19 protein-coding genes and 1 tRNA gene are annotated in these 17,482 nt (G+C 48.3%); 7 read left to right on the top strand and 13 right to left on the bottom strand.

The features are described 5' to 3' along the window. Positions 1–2: 2 nt before the first annotated feature. Genes O9X78_RS09460 through queA form a run of 5 tightly spaced genes read right to left on the bottom strand, consistent with a single transcriptional unit; the run spans position 3 to position 3,256 of the window. Positions 3–200: a DUF1289 domain-containing protein gene (locus O9X78_RS09460; RefSeq protein WP_269619397.1), complete on the bottom strand. Its 198-nt coding sequence runs from the start codon at positions 198–200 to the stop codon at positions 3–5. Then, positions 197–727 carry a gamma carbonic anhydrase family protein gene (locus tag O9X78_RS09455; protein WP_269619396.1) on the bottom strand — a complete coding sequence of 177 codons (531 nt, stop codon included), beginning with the start codon at positions 725–727 and terminating at the stop codon, positions 197–199. The genes O9X78_RS09460 and O9X78_RS09455 overlap by 4 nt, the downstream gene beginning before the upstream one ends. 39 nt (positions 728–766) lie before the next feature. Then, positions 767–1,078: a YqfO family protein gene (locus O9X78_RS09450; RefSeq protein ID WP_269619395.1), complete on the bottom strand. Its 312-nt coding sequence runs from the start codon at positions 1,076–1,078 to the stop codon at positions 767–769. Continuing rightward, positions 1,071–2,180 (bottom strand): tRNA guanosine(34) transglycosylase Tgt, encoded by a 1,110-nt coding sequence (tgt, locus tag O9X78_RS09445; protein WP_435056053.1) that lies wholly within the window; start codon positions 2,178–2,180, stop codon positions 1,071–1,073. The genes O9X78_RS09450 and tgt overlap by 8 nt, the downstream gene beginning before the upstream one ends. 11 nt (positions 2,181–2,191) lie before the next feature. Beyond that, positions 2,192–3,256: a tRNA preQ1(34) S-adenosylmethionine ribosyltransferase-isomerase QueA gene (gene queA, locus O9X78_RS09440; RefSeq protein WP_269619443.1), complete on the bottom strand. Its 1,065-nt coding sequence runs from the start codon at positions 3,254–3,256 to the stop codon at positions 2,192–2,194. 162 nt (positions 3,257–3,418) lie between these two features. Between queA and O9X78_RS09435 the strand changes: the two genes are divergently transcribed. The 5 genes from O9X78_RS09435 (at position 3,419) to O9X78_RS09415 (ending at position 7,593) form a co-directional block, all read left to right on the top strand. Beyond that, a tRNA-Leu gene (locus O9X78_RS09435) sits at positions 3,419–3,505 on the top strand. Between the two features lie 158 nt (positions 3,506–3,663). Beyond that, complete coding sequence (locus O9X78_RS09430; protein ID WP_269619393.1) at positions 3,664–4,347, top strand: SOS response-associated peptidase family protein; 684 nt, start codon at positions 3,664–3,666, stop codon at positions 4,345–4,347. A 153-nt stretch (positions 4,348–4,500) separates the two neighbouring features. Next, positions 4,501–5,094, top strand: a complete 594-nt coding sequence (locus O9X78_RS09425; protein WP_269619392.1) for a PaaI family thioesterase — start codon at positions 4,501–4,503, stop codon at positions 5,092–5,094. A gap of 30 nt (positions 5,095–5,124) precedes the next feature. Continuing rightward, positions 5,125–7,170 carry a TonB-dependent receptor gene (locus O9X78_RS09420; protein WP_269619391.1) on the top strand — a complete coding sequence of 682 codons (2,046 nt, stop codon included), beginning with the start codon at positions 5,125–5,127 and terminating at the stop codon, positions 7,168–7,170. 138 nt (positions 7,171–7,308) lie between these two features. After that, positions 7,309–7,593, top strand: coding sequence for a hypothetical protein (locus tag O9X78_RS09415; protein WP_269619390.1), 285 nt, complete (start codon positions 7,309–7,311; stop codon positions 7,591–7,593). Between the two features lie 11 nt (positions 7,594–7,604). Here the strand turns inward: O9X78_RS09415 and O9X78_RS09410 are convergent, their stop codons facing one another. Next, positions 7,605–8,612 (bottom strand): tryptophan--tRNA ligase, encoded by a 1,008-nt coding sequence (locus O9X78_RS09410; protein ID WP_269619389.1) that lies wholly within the window; start codon positions 8,610–8,612, stop codon positions 7,605–7,607. Positions 8,613–8,733: 121 nt separating this feature from the next. Next, entirely contained in the window at positions 8,734–9,921 is a 1,188-nt protein-coding gene (locus O9X78_RS09405) for a tRNA-queuosine alpha-mannosyltransferase domain-containing protein (protein WP_269619388.1), read from the bottom strand. Between the two features lie 87 nt (positions 9,922–10,008). Between O9X78_RS09405 and O9X78_RS09400 the strand changes: the two genes are divergently transcribed. Beyond that, positions 10,009–10,821 carry an enoyl-CoA hydratase/isomerase family protein gene (locus O9X78_RS09400; protein WP_269619387.1) on the top strand — a complete coding sequence of 271 codons (813 nt, stop codon included), beginning with the start codon at positions 10,009–10,011 and terminating at the stop codon, positions 10,819–10,821. A gap of 66 nt (positions 10,822–10,887) precedes the next feature. Here the strand turns inward: O9X78_RS09400 and O9X78_RS09395 are convergent, their stop codons facing one another. The 4 genes from O9X78_RS09395 to tsaB are packed head-to-tail and all read right to left on the bottom strand — an operon-like array spanning position 10,888 to position 14,616. Next, positions 10,888–12,189, bottom strand: coding sequence for a M18 family aminopeptidase (locus O9X78_RS09395; protein WP_269619386.1), 1,302 nt, complete (start codon positions 12,187–12,189; stop codon positions 10,888–10,890). Further along, complete coding sequence (locus O9X78_RS09390) at positions 12,182–13,084, bottom strand: NAD(P)-dependent oxidoreductase (protein WP_269619385.1); 903 nt, start codon at positions 13,082–13,084, stop codon at positions 12,182–12,184. Before O9X78_RS09390 ends, O9X78_RS09395 begins: the two co-directional genes overlap by 8 nt. 23 nt (positions 13,085–13,107) lie before the next feature. Then, positions 13,108–13,908, bottom strand: coding sequence for an undecaprenyl-diphosphate phosphatase (locus O9X78_RS09385; protein WP_269619384.1), 801 nt, complete (start codon positions 13,906–13,908; stop codon positions 13,108–13,110). 24 nt (positions 13,909–13,932) lie between these two features. Beyond that, positions 13,933–14,616, bottom strand: a complete 684-nt coding sequence (tsaB, locus tag O9X78_RS09380) for a tRNA (adenosine(37)-N6)-threonylcarbamoyltransferase complex dimerization subunit type 1 TsaB (RefSeq protein ID WP_269619383.1) — start codon at positions 14,614–14,616, stop codon at positions 13,933–13,935. A gap of 141 nt (positions 14,617–14,757) precedes the next feature. On the opposite strand from tsaB, the gene mobA reads away from it, so the two are divergent. Next, positions 14,758–15,348 carry a molybdenum cofactor guanylyltransferase MobA gene (gene mobA / locus O9X78_RS09375; protein ID WP_269619382.1) on the top strand — a complete coding sequence of 197 codons (591 nt, stop codon included), beginning with the start codon at positions 14,758–14,760 and terminating at the stop codon, positions 15,346–15,348. A gap of 55 nt (positions 15,349–15,403) precedes the next feature. Here mobA and O9X78_RS09370 read toward each other — a convergent pair whose 3' ends face one another. Both O9X78_RS09370 and hemH read right to left on the bottom strand, forming a co-directional pair. Next, positions 15,404–16,276: a hypothetical protein gene (locus tag O9X78_RS09370; RefSeq protein ID WP_269619381.1), complete on the bottom strand. Its 873-nt coding sequence runs from the start codon at positions 16,274–16,276 to the stop codon at positions 15,404–15,406. A 106-nt stretch (positions 16,277–16,382) separates the two neighbouring features. Then, positions 16,383–17,378: a ferrochelatase gene (gene hemH / locus O9X78_RS09365; protein WP_269619380.1), complete on the bottom strand. Its 996-nt coding sequence runs from the start codon at positions 17,376–17,378 to the stop codon at positions 16,383–16,385. Positions 17,379–17,482: the final 104 nt, after the last annotated feature.

Raw genomic sequence — 17,482 nt, 5'->3', positions numbered from 1 at the left:
GCCTAGCCTAGATCGCCGTAGCGACTACGGCAACGCTGGTTTGCCAGCACAATCACCTCGCGCTTACGCGAATTATCCATCTCAGACCATTCACCAATCTCTTTCAATGTGCGGTAGCAGCCAGTGCAAACGTCTTCGTCGTCCAGTGCGCACACAGATACACAGGGCGACGACACCGGCTTTTCTTTCGCTCCGCTCATGCCATGTCCTGTGGCTTGAGCTCAGCGGCGAAGCGGTGACCGTTTTCAACATAATGGGAAGCAGACAGCATCAGCGCAGCTTGCTCATCTTCGCTTAAAGTCCGGCGTATCTTCGCCGGCGAACCGAGCACCATCGAGCCATCAGGGATTACCATACCCTCAGTGACGAGTGCGTTGGCGCCAATCAAACAGCCTTTACCGATTTTTGCACCGTTGAGCACAACCGCGTTGATACCGATCAAACTGCCTTGGCCAATCGTGCAACCGTGCAACATGACTTTGTGGCCCACTGTGACATCATCACCGATATGCATCGGGAAGCCAGTATCGGTATGTAAGACGGAACCATCTTGAATATTCGTCCGCTCACCAATCACAATGTCATCAACATCACCGCGAATAACAACGTTAAACCACACGCTGACATTCTCTTTTAACACCACAGAACCGATCACGGTGGCATTGTCGGCGACAAAATGTCCGCTCCCCTCAAGTTGAACGCGACGCTCACCCAATTGGTACAACATATCCAATCTCCTTGTATACAAGTCGTATCGACTCGTCGTTCAGATTGCCGCCAGTTGATAAAACTCAAAGGCGGGTTCTTCGTAGGGATGCGCGCTTTTTAGCGCCGCAATGACATCGTTAACGCTCGTCTCTGGACAAAGCGTTTCAACCCTATACTCATCAACACTCTCAAGACTATCCTGCTCACCAATAAATGGCTGGCTACCCGCCAGGGGCATGAACTGCCCCTGCCCCAGCACTTGCCAGCTGCACTGACCGTAATCACCCTGACTGCCGGCTCCAGCGGCGAAAACCGCAAGCTTGACCTGTTCACAGTGACTTACTGGCACAAAGAAAACGAGTTTAAGCATCGTCCCTACCATCCTGCTCACGATAAAACTCGTCGGCAAACTGTGCCAGACGCCCCTCTTCAATCGCCTGACGAATTGCCGCCATATGATTCTGATAATAACGAAGGTTATGGATAGTATTAAGCTGCGCGCCCAAAATTTCCTTACATTTATCGAGATGATGTAAGTAGGCACGAGAGAAATTCTGGCAGGTATAGCAGTCGCATTTCGCATCCAAGGGGGCGTTATTATAACGATGGCTGGCGTTACGAATTTTGACGACGCCAGTGGATGTAAACAAATGACCATTGCGGGCGTTGCGGGTTGGCATAACGCAATCAAACATATCTACACCGCGCATAACCGCTTCCAAGATATCAGACGGCTTACCCACACCCATCAAATACCGCGGCTTATCCTGCGGCATATGTTCAGCGAGTGAATCTAAGACCATCAACATTTCGTCTTTAGGCTCGCCCACCGACAAGCCGCCGATAGCAAAACCGTCAAAATCAATGTCCTTTAAACCTTGCAGAGATTCTCGCCTCAACTCAGGGTACATGCCGCCTTGAACAATGCCAAACAAGGCCGCGTCATTCCCCGCATGCGCCGCCTTGCTTCTCGCCGCCCAACGTAACGACAGCTCCATTGACGTTCGGGCCTCTGTCTCGGTCGCTGGATACGGCGTGCACTCGTCAAAGATCATTACTATGTCTGCGCCTAAATCACGCTGTATCTGCATGGAGGTTTCGGGATCGAGATAGACATCACTGCCGTTAACAGGTGATTTAAAAGACACACCGGCTTCACTAATTTTACGCAGCTTGCCCAAGCTCCAAACCTGAAAGCCGCCCGAGTCAGTCAGAATAGGTCCCTGCCAACCGGTAAAGTCATGCAAATCACCATGGGCTTTTACCACTTCGGTACCGGGACGCAAACTCAGATGAAAGGTATTACCTAGAATTATCTGGGCGCCAATTTCTTTAATATCACGAGGCAGCATACCCTTAACCGTACCATAGGTTCCTACCGGCATGAATGCAGGAGTTTCCACCTTGCCTCGGGGGAAATCTAGGGTTCCGCGACGCGCTAAGCCATCACTGGCCGTAACATCAAAACGCATTCGACACTCGGTCATAAAACAGATCCTGTCTCTATATTGCTCGGCGGAAATACCAGCATGGCATCACCATAACTAAAAAATCGGTATTGTTCGGCGACGGCTTCGCGGTAGGCGGCTAATACAGCATCTCGACCCGCGAAAGCGCTAATCAACATAATGAGCGTTGACTCAGGTAAGTGAAAATTGGTCACAATCACATCGACGCTGCGGAACTGATAACCAGGATAGATAAATATCCGACTATCACCGTAAAACGGTGCAATCTCACCGGCCTGCGAAGCGGACTCCAAACTGCGCACGCTGGTTGTGCCAACCGCCACAACACGACCACCACGTGCACGGGTCGCTCGCACCTGCTCACAAACCTCTTCACTCACTTCTATATATTCGGCATGCATTTGATGGTCGCGAATATCGTCTGCGCGAACCGGCTGAAACGTGCCAGCACCAACATGAAGAGTCACAAACGCGATATCGACACCGAGATCCCGACACTGTTGCATCAAAGCATCGGTAAAATGCAAACCAGCTGTGGGTGCAGCAACCGCGCCGTCGCGACTGGCATACACTGTTTGATAGCGCTCGCGATCATCCAATGCATCTTCCCGCTCTATATACGGCGGCAGCGGCATGTGGCCAATTCGGTCAAGCACATCTAACACGGGCAATGCAAAGGCGAGCTCAAACAAAGCGTCGTGACGCCCAAGTACCGTCACAACATCATCACCCTGCTCTGCCTCAGCGCTTGAACAAAGGAATAAGGTAGCGCCCGCCTTCGGCGATTTACTCGATCGCACATGTGCGAGCACCCGATGCTCATCAAGCACACGCTCGATTAAAATCTCTATGCGGCCGCCAGTAGATTTAACCGCAAACACTCGGGCGGGAATGACGCGGGTATTATTGAAAACCAGCAAATCCCCAGCGCGTAAATAGGACGGTAAATTTTTAAACTGACGATGCTCACAGCGCTGATTTTCACCCAGGACCAACAGCCGACTGCCATCGCGCTCAGGCATGGGGTGATAGGCTATTAAGCTATCGGGAAGCTCAAAATTAAAATCGCTGCGCCGCATAATCTCTGCTTTCATTCGGAAGGGCGCAAGATTAGCGGAAAATGGCACGGGACTCCACCAGAGTAGATCAATATGTAAGCAGCTTCTGCCACATTATTAAATTAAATGCCTCAGTCGATTGACCCCGCAGAAAAGCTTGTTATAATCGCGCCCCACTTACATGCCAGTGTGGTGAAATTGGTAGACACGCTAGATTCAAAATCTGGTTCCTTTGCGGGAGTGGCGGTTCGAGTCCGCCCACTGGTACCATGTAAGATTATAAAAACAAGAACTTAATGACGATTGTGAGCATTCAGCTCGCGGAAATTCTAAATTAAAAAACGCCCTCATTGTTTAGACGCCCTTAGCTATTTGCGATCTAGCTAAAGTAGACTTAGCCTTGCACAATTCTAAACAGAGATTGACTCATGTGCGGCTATCTCGGCAATGCCATAGATTCACCACTCACTAAAACCTTGATGCTTATTTTAGGTATTGATCTCACGGCACTGCGAGACAACCCAGGCGCCGGCCCCGCCGCAAGTATCGATATTATTCTAAATCACAATGGCCAGAATATTGTTGCGCCGGCGATTTGGTGGCTACTGCTTGAGCAAACGCCGCACGGCACAAAACCATCGAAGTACACAAGTTTTAACACTCGATCAGATAAATTAAACACGCCCAATAGCGCAGGCTTTCACGCTTACCGTGAAAGCCGCTGCATCATACCCGCTAGTTATATTGTCGAGGGTGAAGGTGCTAAGGGATCGCGGCTTTACCATCGAATTGAACCGACTAGTACGGGTTTTGCACTCGCAGGCCTATACCGAGAATGGGTAAACAAGAAAACCGGCGAATTAATACGTTCCTGTAGCGTCATCACACTTGCTCCGCGCCCGAAATGGGTAGGTATACACAGTAAATCAACACCGCTATTCCTACCTCCTGAGACAAGCATACTTCAACGCTGGCTATCTAAAGATATTGTCGACACGGCAGAATTTGACGAGCTACTAACCCCCTCCTTTCCAGAAAGGCTACTGTGTTTGCCAATCGAAAGACCCGGAAATCAGATACCAACCGGACTCAGTATTGAAATCAACGGATAATAGTTCGCAAACCACCAATTGCCCTTTTGTCACAATGAGCGAAATTGCCTAGCTTCACTAAAATTACGCATTCTAAGGCTGCATTGCTTTCCATCAACGCTAGCTCCTATTACACTCTTGCGCTACTTCGTACCGCCATGGGGCACTAAGCAGATGTTGGCCAACGATCAACAACGTCAACGACTTCGCAATATTTGCCTGCAACTCAGCACCGCTCTGGAAAGCAGCCAAACTCTGGGCGGCAGTACAGAGGAGCTTGCCGAGATAGAAGCGACACTTTTACGCCTTAACCAGCAAATGTCGACCTTAATTGGTCGTAAAATGGTTGAATATTACACCCCAGATTACCAAGGGGACTTTCGCAATATATTACCGTGCAGCCCAATAACCGGCTATTTCAATCCGATTGCACCAGACCTCAACATCTGGCAGGAAAACAACAACGTATACGCAGAAGGCAGCTTCGGCAAAATTCACGAAGGGCCACCTGACTGTGTTCACGGTGGTATTATCAGCGCAGTATACGATCAAGTTTTAGCTTTTACGGCACTGGCCAATCAATTGCCCGGCTTAACTGCTAGCCTGACGATAAAATATCGTAAACCTACACCCTTGTTTACACCACTTCGCTTTACAACGTGGCTAGAAAAGCAAAAAGATCGGCAAATAGTTATCCATGGCGAATGCCATAGTGGTGACACACTGCTGAGTAATGCCGAAGGGCTTTTTATTCTGTATAAAAATTAAGCGGCGAAGAACTTAAGGAATAGCTAAAACATGATTAAAAAATACGCTACCCCATTAGCGATGACTATTAGCCTAGTATCTGGCTCCACCATTGCAGCTGAAAATAGCAGCACCGCACCTGAAACCGTCGCGGTGACCGCAGACAGAATTGAAAAACAACTTAACGAACAAAGCGTGGCGCTGAGTATTATCAGCCAAGAAGATATTGAAAGCATCGGCCATACCCACATAAGCCAAATATTAAACCAAGTTCCCGGCGTATCTATTAGTCGCGGCAATGGGCAGGAAAACTTAACTGCCATTCGATCCGGCGTGTTAACTGGCACAGGTAGCTGCGGCGCATTCTATTTTGCCGAAGACGGTATTCCTTTGCGCGCCCCCGGCTTCTGCAACGTCAACGAATTGTTCGATGTGAATGCCGAACAAGCGGCTAGAATAGAAATTATCCGCGGCCCCGGCACTGCGGTGCATGGATCCAACGCATTGAACGGCGTTATCAATGTTATAAGCCAAGCCCCCTCTACTGAGCCAGAGTCACATTTATCATTTGAGGGCGGCCCAGACAAATACGGCCGTATAAAAGCCAGCCACAGCGATACTAATGGCAAACACGGCTACCGAATCAGTCTGCAAGGCAATCACGACGACGGCTATAAAGACGAGTCTGGTTTTGATCAGCAAAAAATGAATTTACGCCACGACTATCACGGCGAGACATGGACCATTCAATCCATGTTGGCAGCCAGCAATCTAAACCAAGAAACGGCGGGTTATATTTTAGGCAAAGACGCCTATAAAAATGACGACCGCAAACGCGAAAACCCTAACCCGGAAGCATTCCGCAATAGTAGCAGCGCACGCTTTTACAGCCGATTTGAACGCGAGGGCGAGAAAGACAGTCGCTTTGTTGTTACACCGTATTTACGCTACACCGAAATGGAATTCCTCCAACACTTCCTACCGGAAACGCCCCTTGAAGAAAATGGCGAACGCACCGTGGGTTTACAAAGCGCTTTTTATCAGAATTACAGCGAGAACGTCACGCTCTATAACGGCTTTGACATGGAAGTGACCAAAGCCTATTTGAAGCAATCCCAAAGTGAGCCCACCAAAGGCCCGTTCCCCACCGGCCCACACTACGACTATGAGGTAGACGCCCTGTACAGCGCATGGTTTATAGGTGGTGACTGGCAAGCGACTAGCAGCACAAAAGTCAATTTTGGCGGCCGCTACGACATACAATTTTACGACTATGACAATTTGATGATCGACGGCAATACCGCCGCGGATGGCAGCGCCTGTATGCCCAATGGCTGCCGTTACGCGCGCCCCGCAGACGACAAAGAGCGCTTTCGCAATAGCTCATTTAATCTTGGGGTAGTTCACAGCCTAAGTGAGCACACTGATCTAACCGCCAATGCCGGTCACGGCTTTAGAGCGCCGCAGGCCGCCGAACTCTATCGTCTTCAAACCCAACAATTAAGCGCTAATTTAGACGAGGAGTCATTGAATAGCATCGAGTTCGGACTCCGTGGAGACTGGAATACCTTCCAATATCGTACGTCGATTTACTGGATGCACAAAAACGACGTGATCATCCAAGATAGCAACCGCAGCAATATCAATGGCGGCAAAACGATTGACCGAGGACTAGAAGCTAACTTTAGCTGGCAGCTTACGCCTACGCTACTTTGGCAACTACAAGCCAGTTACAGCAAACACCAATATGCCAATAATGCACTGACCGCAGATGGCAATGAAGTAGACACTGCACCGCGTCAATTGGCAGGAACGCTCGTTCGCTGGTCGCCTTTCGCTAGCACACGCATTGAATTAGAGATTCAGCACCAAGGCGAATACTTCCTAGAAGAAGATAACCTTCACCGGTATCCAGGACACACATTAACCAATTTACGTTGGCGCCAGCAGTACGGAGAGCAACTCTACTCAGTAGTTAGAATCAACAATCTTACCGACATTGATTACGCTGAACGTGCGGATTATGCCTTCGGAAATTACCGCTATTTCGTAGGAGAGCCGCGCGCAGCCTATATTGAAGTCGGTATAGATTTTTAATTTGGTGCTTAACAGTAAAATTTTGCGCCTAATTACTACTGTTTGTGTGACTGCGTTCACAGCTCTCGCAAAGACACATGTAGCCGCTAAGCAATAGCGTTATATTAGAGACTCAATCACCGACGCTAGGTCACGGCAATGGGTCTAATAAAAATAATCGCTATCGTTTCAGCGCTCATTTTAAACAACAGTGCCTTTGCGGAACGCCAACAAGAAACAAAAACCCAGGCACTGATTGCAATGTGGTCATCTTGGGTTCGGGACTTAAAACCCATCGCCAATGACACTGCCTGGCCGGAGCTACGCAAGATTGACGCGCGGTTTCATATAGAAACACTCCCCGCCCAACTCAATTTGAGTAAAGGTGACAGGGTAATTTTTACTGTTAGTCCTGTCGGAATGTCATTCAGCTCAAAATTCTAAGCCATTTAGCCCTATTTAAACGCCGCCAAACCTACCGCTTTGCGCACTTTAGCTAACATGATTGCCGCTTGAGCACGGGCCTTCTCAGCGCCTTTCTTTAACTCACTTTCTAAATATTCACCGTCGTTTAATATTGCCTCGTAGCGCTCACGCGCAGGTGCGAGTTGGCTATTAATCAGCTCAAACAAGTCCTTTTTGGCCTGCCCCCAAGCGATACCATCTGCAAACTTTTGACGCATTTCTGCTGTTTGCTCAGGAGTAGCAAACGCCTGCCAAATTTCAAACACTGTTGAGTCTGCAGGATCTTTGGCTTCGCCAGGCTCGAGCAAATTGGTTTTGATTTTATTAATATGCTTTTGCAGCTTCTTCTCTGGTAAAAACAGCGGGATAGTATTGCCGTAGCTTTTGCTCATTTTCCGGCCATCGAGCCCGCTTAATACCGCTACGTCATCAGCGATTACGGCCTCTGGCAACACGAATGTATCGCCATAAAGGTGATTAAAACGCTGCGCCATATCACGTGCCATTTCTATGTGCTGAATTTGATCACGGCCAACCGGCACCTTTTTAGCGTTAAACATCAAAATGTCCGCAGCCATAAGAATGGGGTAACTGAACAAGCCCATAGTTACGCCAAAATCTGGATCTTCTCCGCTTTGTTCATTAGCTTGCACCGCCGCTTTATAAGCATGAGAGCGATTCATAAGTCCCTTGGCGCAAACACAGGTTAGTATCCAACTCAACTCGGTAATTTCGGGCACATCTGACTGACGATAAAACGTAGTCGTGTCCGTATCTAAGCCCAAGGCCAGCCACGTGGCAGCAATTTCGCGGCTAGACTGATGAACCATTGCAGGGTCATGGCTTTTGATTAAGGCGTGATAGTCCGCCAAAAAAAAGAACGCATCAAATTCACCGCGTTGGCTTTCAGCAATGGCTGGTCGAATTGCACCAACGTAATTCCCCAAATGCGGCGTTCCGGTGGTGGTAATACCCGTGAGTACCCGCTGCTTTGCCATGTTATTTCCCTGTTTAATTCACACACTACGACTGCGTAATATCGCCACTGCAGCCAATAAAGCCGCATATAATACTGGCTCGTATCCATGCTGTCAGTATTGGCTACGCTATTGTCATCCGCTACAACTTTACCATCCCTTCAAACACGGCCATATACTGCGCTGCCAGCCGCTGCCAACTCAGTGCAGATACATCCGCATAAGAAAAAGCGCCCGCCCTCTTTTTCTGTATCAGTCGCTGTATCTCGATGCGAGCAGCCGCCGCCTCAATCGCAATATCATCGCTGGACTCATAGCAATATTCAGCGGCAAACCATTCGGGGTAACACAACCTATTCGGAACCAAGGGCACACAGCCCGCGGCGACAGCCTGCAATACTGACAGCCCCTGAAAATCATGTATCGCCGTTGATAGAACAACGTCGCAACTCGACAGCATAGTCCGATAGCTCTGAGCATCTGGTACGTAGCCGAACTGACACAAGGCCAAGCTCTTAGTGCTAAGTATTATCGATTCAATCTCGGCAAATTCCGTGGGGCGCTCCCGAAATTGCTGACCGGCAATATATAAATCAACTGGCAACTCAAACTTTGCACAATTTTTAACTAGCGCTAACAGTCTGTCGGGGCCCTTGTCGTACTCCCATCGGTGATTCCAAAGCACGCTAAGTCGCTGTCTGGAGCTAAGACCGTCAGCACATCCCCCGTCAAAACCGTCCTCTTCAAACGGCTGACCTACAAACTTTTCTCCCGCAATCATAGCCTCTGCTGAAACAGAACTCGCGTCTACAAAATTAAGACCAACGGGCAGCACCTGCGCGAGGGAAAGCTTAGCCATAACCTCTATACGGGGAGCAAAATCAGGTAATCGCGACAATAGACTGTCAACGCCGTTGAGCATGGTACTGCGGTTATATTCGCTATTGAACAGCACTTTATCCGCCGCAAGAGCGGTATACAGGTTCAGTATTTGTGGCTCGACGCCAGCTCGCTGCTGAGCGCTTTGCGGATAACTGAATTGATTCTCGTGAAAATAGACCACCGTCGGAATTCGACCGAGTTCAGGCACCAACCCCCGCAACGCCGATAAATCCGTCATTGAGGTTGCAAGCACGACATCATAGGGACCGAGTAAAGTCTCTCGCTCCAACATCGCCCAAGACAAACTATTACCTCGTATACGCCAGCTAAAATAGCGCGGTGGCAGGGTTAACACTGTCCATTCAATATCTGGCAAATGTGCCGTAAGCCCATCCAGCCAACTGCGATGGCTATCTGCGTGATACGCAGACAATACCAATATTTTCATATTTTAAGCCGTGCCCCAAAATACAGTGGCGTTGAGAATTGACGCATAGTTACGCCTCCATTACCCTCTTCGCCTGAATTAAACTAAATGGATTACCCTACTGCTATGCGCGAATACAATACTTTACTCTGGGAAAATACCAACGGCATCGCCAAAATCACCTTAAATCGCCCTGACGCAGCCAATAGCGTTAATTTAGAAATGGCCCAGGAATTGATGCACGTCGCGATGATATGCGATGAAGACAGCAGTATTCGCGCGGTCATTCTCACGGCCACCGGCAATATGTTTTGTGCAGGGGGCGATGTGCCGAGTTTCCATGCCGCTGGCGACGATATCGGTATACTGCTAAAAGAAGTAACCGCCTGTCTACATTCCGCCAACGCCCGATTTGCGCGAATGGCCGCACCCTTGATTATCGCCGTCAACGGCACCGCCGCTGGCGCAGGTTTCAGCCTCGCGGCATCCGGTGACATCGTTATCGCCGCTGACACCGCAAAATTCACCATGGCCTATACTGGCATTGGCGCCAGCCCCGACGGCGGTTCCAGCGTCTACCTGCCAAGGCTTATTGGCTTGCGGCGCAGCCAAGAGCTTATGCTGACCAACCGAGTGTTAAAAGCACAAGAAGCCTTAGAGTGGGGCATATTAACCAAGGTAGTCGCGCCGGACGAGCTAATGACCGAAGCAGAAGCCTTGGCCAACAAACTCGCCAATGGCCCATTAATGGCCCACGGTAAGATTAAAGAATTACTGCTTGGTAGCTATTCAAACTCACTAGAAACCCAATTAGAACTAGAGAGTCGTGGTATCGCTAAATGCGTGAGTAGCCCCGAGGGCCGAGAAGGTCTATTAGCATTTACAGAAAAACGTAAACCTGACTTTGTATCGGCAACATAAACCGATTGGCGGACTCCACTGAATACCCAAAGTAACAAGGGCATTCAGTGGCAAAAAAGACCGGACTCAATTACCAGTAGAAACAGACTCTAGTTGGTAAAAAGCGGCTAACACCTTACTTAAATTAAACGCATCATGGCTACCTGCCAACTCTCGAATCGAGTGCATAGCAAACGTTGGCACGCCAATATCTAAGGTTTTCACACCGATTGCCGACGCGGTAAGCGGCCCAATAGTGCTGCCACAAGCCATATCACTGCGCACCACAAAACACTGCACCGCCACACCTTGACTGGCACAGAGACGACGAAATATTGAACTGGTTTCGCTATTAGTCGCATATCGCTGATTAACATTGTTCTTGATAACCGGTCCTGCGTTTAACAAGGGGCCATGATTACCATCATGCTTGTCACTAAAATTAGGATGAATACCATGGGCATTATCGGCTGAAATCATCATTGAGTTAGCAATGGCGCGCTGCCAAGACACTTCATCGCCCGTAATGCGGCGCAGTACCGACTCCAACATTGGGCCCTGAGCACCGACTGCTGACTGGCTACCCACCTCTTCATGATCGTTGCACACCAGCACACTGTGTTGAGACACATCCGCAGCTAACAACGCATCTAGCCCGATATAACAGGACAGCAAATTGTCTAAACGTGCACTGGCGATGAAATCCTCGTTCCAACCGACCATTGCTGATGGCTGGCAATCGTAAAAACTCAGCTCGTAATCTAATACTGTAGCGACATCGCTCGCACCCTGCTGGCTTAAAACCTGCGTAAGTAAATCGCGAAAATTCTTAGGCTCATCACTTTGTAGCAGCACAACGGGTAAATCTTTTTGCGGATTCACCGAGCGACTGTTGTTCGCTTCGCGATCAAGATGGATCGCCAAACTGGGAACGATTCCGACTGGTCTATTCAAATTGATTAAGACGCTACACAAATCACCATCGGTATTTTCGTAATTTACCCGTCCGGCCAAACCGAGATCTCGGTCAAACCAAGGATTGAGCAGCGCACCGCCGTATACCTCAACACCGAGCTGAAAATACCCTTGACGATGTAATTCTGGCGCTGGTTTCACCTTCAAGTTCGGGCTGTCGGTATGAGCACCCACCATACGCCAACCGCTCTCGCGAACGGGAGTGTTACCGCAACGAAAAGCAACAATGGACGAACCGTTACGAATAACGTAATAGCCCTTCCCGGCCTCCAACTGCCATTCACCGCGTTCGTTAAGGGAAATAAATCCAGCGTTATCCAAACGCAAGCGCATGGTTTCGACCGCATGAAATGGCGTTGGGCTTGCGTCTAAAAACCCGCGCAAATCGTTATTAAATTGATCCACATTACTCATTATCTTTTTCCCCACGCCAACCATCGGCTGTCGAATTTTTTAAGGCCAATAGCAAGCTAGACGTATCGCCACGACCACCGCCTAAATTCTGAACTTGGGTATAAAACTGATCAACTAAGGCGGTTACCGGCAAACTAATCTGGCGCTTGCGAGCCTCGTCTAAAACATAACCCAAATCCTTACGCATCCAATCTACCGCAAACCCGAAGTCAAACTCATTGTTTAACATCGTCTTAGCACGATTATCCATTTGCCACGACTGAGCGGCTCCGCCGCTAATAACATCAACAACAGCGTGCATATCCAATCCAGCTTGCTCACCAAAATGTAAGCCCTCAGCCAAACCCTGCAGTAACCCGGCTATGCAAATCTGATTTACCATTTTTGCTAATTGCCCTGAACCCACTGGACCCAGACGCTGATATCGTGTCGCATAGGCTGCCAACACCGGCTCAACAGCCGCAAACGCCTCAGCACATCCGCCAGCCATGACCGTCAAACAGCCTTTCTCTGCGCCGGCCTGACCACCGGACACTGGCGCGTCGATAAAACGGTGACCATACTCCCGTGCGCAGTTTTCCATTTCCCGAGCGAGTTCAGCTGATGTTGTTGAGTGATCGATGACGATACCGCCAGCAGGCATAGATTGGAAAACCCCCTCCTGCATAGATAGCACCGAGCGCACATCTTGATCAGCACCTAAACAGACAACAACAACGTTTGCCTCTTTGACTGACCCCGCTATGGACTTACTAGCGTTAACTCCAAATTCTGCTGACCATTTTTCTGCCTTTTCAGCACTCCGATTAAAAACCGATAAGGGAATTCCAGCACGACACACATGTCCAGCCATCGGGTAGCCCATTGTGCCCAAGCCAATAAACGCTACTTTCATTGCAAGCCTCCCTCTTTGGCTATCTACGACGCTAATACGGCAAACAAAACGCCGGCAAGCAGTACACGGTAAATAGCAAACGGCATCATTCCCATGCGCTCAACCCAGCTCATGAAAACGTGAATGCAGGCATAAGCCGTAATTGCAGAAACCGCCGCGCCAATGGCCAAATAGTTCCACGCAACAGGATCGCTGCTTTCAATCAACTCTAATAATTTGTAAGAACCCGCCGCCGCAATAATGGGCATTGAAAGCAAAAACGAAAATCGCGCCGAATCACTGCGATTAATTCCCAGCATCAGTGCCGCGGTAATCGTAATACCAGAGCGGGACGTTCCGGGTATCAATGCTATCGCCTGAGCAATACCAATAATAATGGCAATACGCAGGCCGATATCCGCCATTTGCTTACCGTGTTTTGCATATCTGTCAACAATGCCCAGTAACACCCCAAACAACAACGTGGTGGTCGCCAAGACATATCCAGATCTTAGATGCAGCTCTATATAATCGTTGAATATAAGACCCGCCAGCACCGCTGGGATCGTAGCAACAATAACCAACCAGCCAAGCCTGCTATTGTCAGTTTGTTTACGGGAATACAGGCTACCAAACCAATCACCTAATATTGCCGCTACTTCTGCCCGAAAATACCAAAGAACCGCCAGCAAGGAGCCAACATGAACGGCAACATCAAAGGCGAGCCCTTGATCTTCCCAGCCCAATAGAGTTTGAGGTAATACCAAATGACCGGAACTCGACACCGGAAGAAACTCGGTTAAGCCCTGGATTGCGGCGAGGATTACAGCGCGAAATGAATCCATGATCGTTTAAGCCCTAGATTAAATTTAAGATTTTTGCCACGCAACGTTGTCCCGTAAATAAACCGGTTGAGCCTGTTCAGCAACAACAAACTCTCCGCGTTCATATGCTCGTTTTGCGAGTTTTAATACTGCTTGGGCACGCGGATAGGCATCTACGTGAATTTCGTTAACTGGCCGACCAAGCGCAAAGCGCGACTCGTAAAGCCAGCCGCTACCAAATCCGAATACACGGCTTTCCGCGGCAGACAAAGAAACTGATTCTGGCCTGCGCAGACTATCTTCACACACTTGCTCTGCAAAACCGTGGCTATAACGATACTGGCCCCAATAGACTTCATCCATGCGGGCATCTATGGCGGGAAGCAGTAAATCACCGTTCGACAGCTGCAAGCGGTCTGCTTCAGCTTGCGCAATAGCCTGTAGGGTGGAAATCGGCACTACTGGCTTCTCAGCGGAGAACGCAAGACCTTGAACAACACCAGCGCACACTCGCAAGCCGGTAAACGAACCGGGACCCGCTGAAAATCCAATTGCATCCACGTCACTGAGACTAATGCCTTCCTCAGATAAAATCTGATCCACCATCGGAAGTAGATAACGGGTATGAGCGCGGGGTAAAAGACGAAAATCTTCTCGTTGCTTGCCCTTATGAAGCAATGCAACCGAACACGCTTCAGTTGAAGCCTCAATCGCGAGTAAACTTATCATTAATTCAGCCGTGGAAGCGGATACAGTTTGAAATACTAATGCCGCGGAATAATAACATACTGCACAATACGAGGCTTAGCAGTTTACACTTATGTGCGGACTGATATTTTATATTGTGAAGCAAACTTGCCAAGGAAAATAATGCTGAAGAATTCAATCTGCATACGCGATGTTACAGCGCTTATTCTGGCAGGCGGTGAAGGTCGACGCATGAATGGCCAAGACAAGGGCTTGCTTGTTTGGAAGGGCCGGCCACTAATCGAACACGTACTAGAGGCTGTTCCAAGCGAGGTTTCATCAATTCTAATAAGTTGTAATCGTAATTTCGAACAGTACGAGGTATACGGCGACACTATTCGAGATGCAAATCCAACATTTGAAGGCCCTCTTGCGGGTATTTCCGCCGCAATGCAGACCACATCCAAGCCATTGATGTTAATTCTTCCCTGTGACAGCCCACTTGTGCCGGCCGATATTTACTACCAATTAGCTACCACATTAAATGAAAGCGATGCTGACATTTGCTATGTGAACGATGGAGAGCGGGAACAATATTTATTCGCCTTAATGCGTACGGAATTAAAATCTTCGCTTCAAGAATACATACAGGCGGGAAACAGGCAGGTAAACCGCTGGTACAAGCAACATAACACGGTGGAAGTACGCTTTAGCGATCGACAGGGCTCATTTAAAAACTGTAATACCATTGATGAACTTGATGAGCTGAATTAGGACATAAAAAAGGGAGGCTCTCGCCTCCCTTTTTACTTCAAAGCACAATATAAAATTATGACTCTGACTTAGGCGCCTCAACTGCTGGCGCCGGAGCTGCTGCGGGTGCAGGAGCTGCTTTAGCTTTAGCTTTAGCTGGAGCACGTTTCGCCGCCACCTTTTTAGCTACTGCTTTCTTAGCTGGAGCTTTCTTAGCCACTGCCTTTTTTGCAGGCGCTGCTTTCTTAACCGCAACCTTTTTGACAGCTACTTTTTTAGCGGCAGCTTTCTTCTTGGCTGGAGCCTTTACGGCAGCTGCTTTTTTAGCTGGTGCCTTTTTAATAGCCGGTGCTTTTGCACTAACTTTGGCTACTGCTGCTACTTTGGGGTCACTGATTTTAGTACCGAGCTGTTTAACAGCTTGCTTGTGCTTAGCTACCAATTTTTTCTCGATAGACGCTAACTTGAGTTTATTTGCAGCAAGACGCTTTTTCTTGAATCGTTGCTCGAACAGTTTTACAGCTTTAGCAAGATCTGCATCCGCTTTACTTGCCAACGCAGTAGAGCGTTCTTCAATCTTTTGCTTAACCGCAGCCTCAGATGCTTTAATTCGAGCCAATGCTTTTGCATTAGCAACAGCGGCTTTAGTTTCAGCAACTTTAGCGCGTGTCACTTTCAGCTTCGCATTCAATTTTTCAGCTGCTGCGGCAGCACGTTTAACAGCATTTTTATCCGCTGCGCGCGCTGTCTTTTTAGCCTTTGCGCGAGCCGCATCAACTTTAGCTTTTGCAGCAGCAACCGCTTTACGCTCATTCGCCACCATCGCCTCAACCTTTTTCAATCCCTCTTCTGCTTTAGTCACAATTGGGTTTGTTAAGATCACATTTTTAGCGCGGGGTTTACGTTTTGCGGGCGTCTTTTTAACACTCGTTTTACTTGATGGCATCATTTATTCTCCTTGACGATGACGATGCTGGTATTTATGTTGATAAAAATAGCACATAAAATAACCAACGCAAAAAAAAGTCTTTTAAATAACGGCTTTTTCTTAATATTTATCCAAAATTTACGTTTTTTTCTTCTAAAAAAGACTCACAAAGCGAAATCATCAGATTTTGGTGCTCATCACTGTCATTTAAACAAGGAACGTAACGGAACGCATTTCCACCGTTTACAATAAAAAACTCATGCGCCTCTCCGTCAATTTCTTCAAGTGTTTCCAAACACTCAACAGCAAAAGCTGGGCAAATTACATCCAAGGTTTCAGTCCCTTCGCTGGCAAGTTTAATCACCGTTTTGTCGGTGTAGGGCTGCAACCATTCCGCTTTACCTAAACGAGACTGGTAAGTCTGCGTCCATTCGGTTTTCGATAATCCGAGCTCCTCGGCCAAAGCCTTCGCAGTCTCTTCGCAATGTTGTTGATATGGGTCCCCAAGCTCGACATTTCTCTTGGGTATTCCATGAAAAGACATAAGTAACAATGAAGCTCTTCCGTGCTCAGACCAATGTTGCCTAACCGTATTCGCTAATGCCGAAATATAGGCTGGATGATTGTGGTAACTACGAACCCAAGACCAATGCGGTATATTTCGAGCTTTAGAAAATACCTTAGCAATTTGATCATGCACCGCTGCTGTCGTTGTCGCAGAATACTGCGGATACATAGGTATGAAAAATAAACGCTCGCAGCCAAGAACTGACAATTCTTCGATTGCACCCGCAATCGATAAATCGCCATAGGTCATTGCCAAGCGGGTGTGAATTTCCGCACTTGGAAATCGTTCAGTCAGTTTTTCAGTAACACCATCGACCAGTCTCTGAGAGAAATAACGCAAGGGCGAAATATTGTTCATCCAAACCTGTTTATAATTACCCGCTACCCTCGGCGATCGAAAAGGCAAAATAATTAAATAAAGTATTAGCATCCAAACGACACGTGGCACTTCGACGACGCGACGGTCTGATAGAAACTCCCGCAAGAATTTTCTAACGCCACCCGCATCAGGTGTATCTGGCGTTCCCAGATTTATAAAAATAATGCCTGTTTTCATCTCTACTCTACTAAATTTTTGAGGTTCTACGAATTATGAGGGGTAATCGATTTATTAAAACAAAAAAAGGCACCCTAAGGTGCCTTTTTCAGGTCAAATATTGC

This window comes from Zhongshania aquatica (genome assembly GCF_027257955.1).
GTDB classification, from domain to species: domain Bacteria; phylum Pseudomonadota; class Gammaproteobacteria; order Pseudomonadales; family Spongiibacteraceae; genus Spongiibacter; species Spongiibacter aquatica.
Note: the sequence above shows the minus strand (reverse complement) of the source record. Positions and strands in the feature narration are given on the sequence as shown.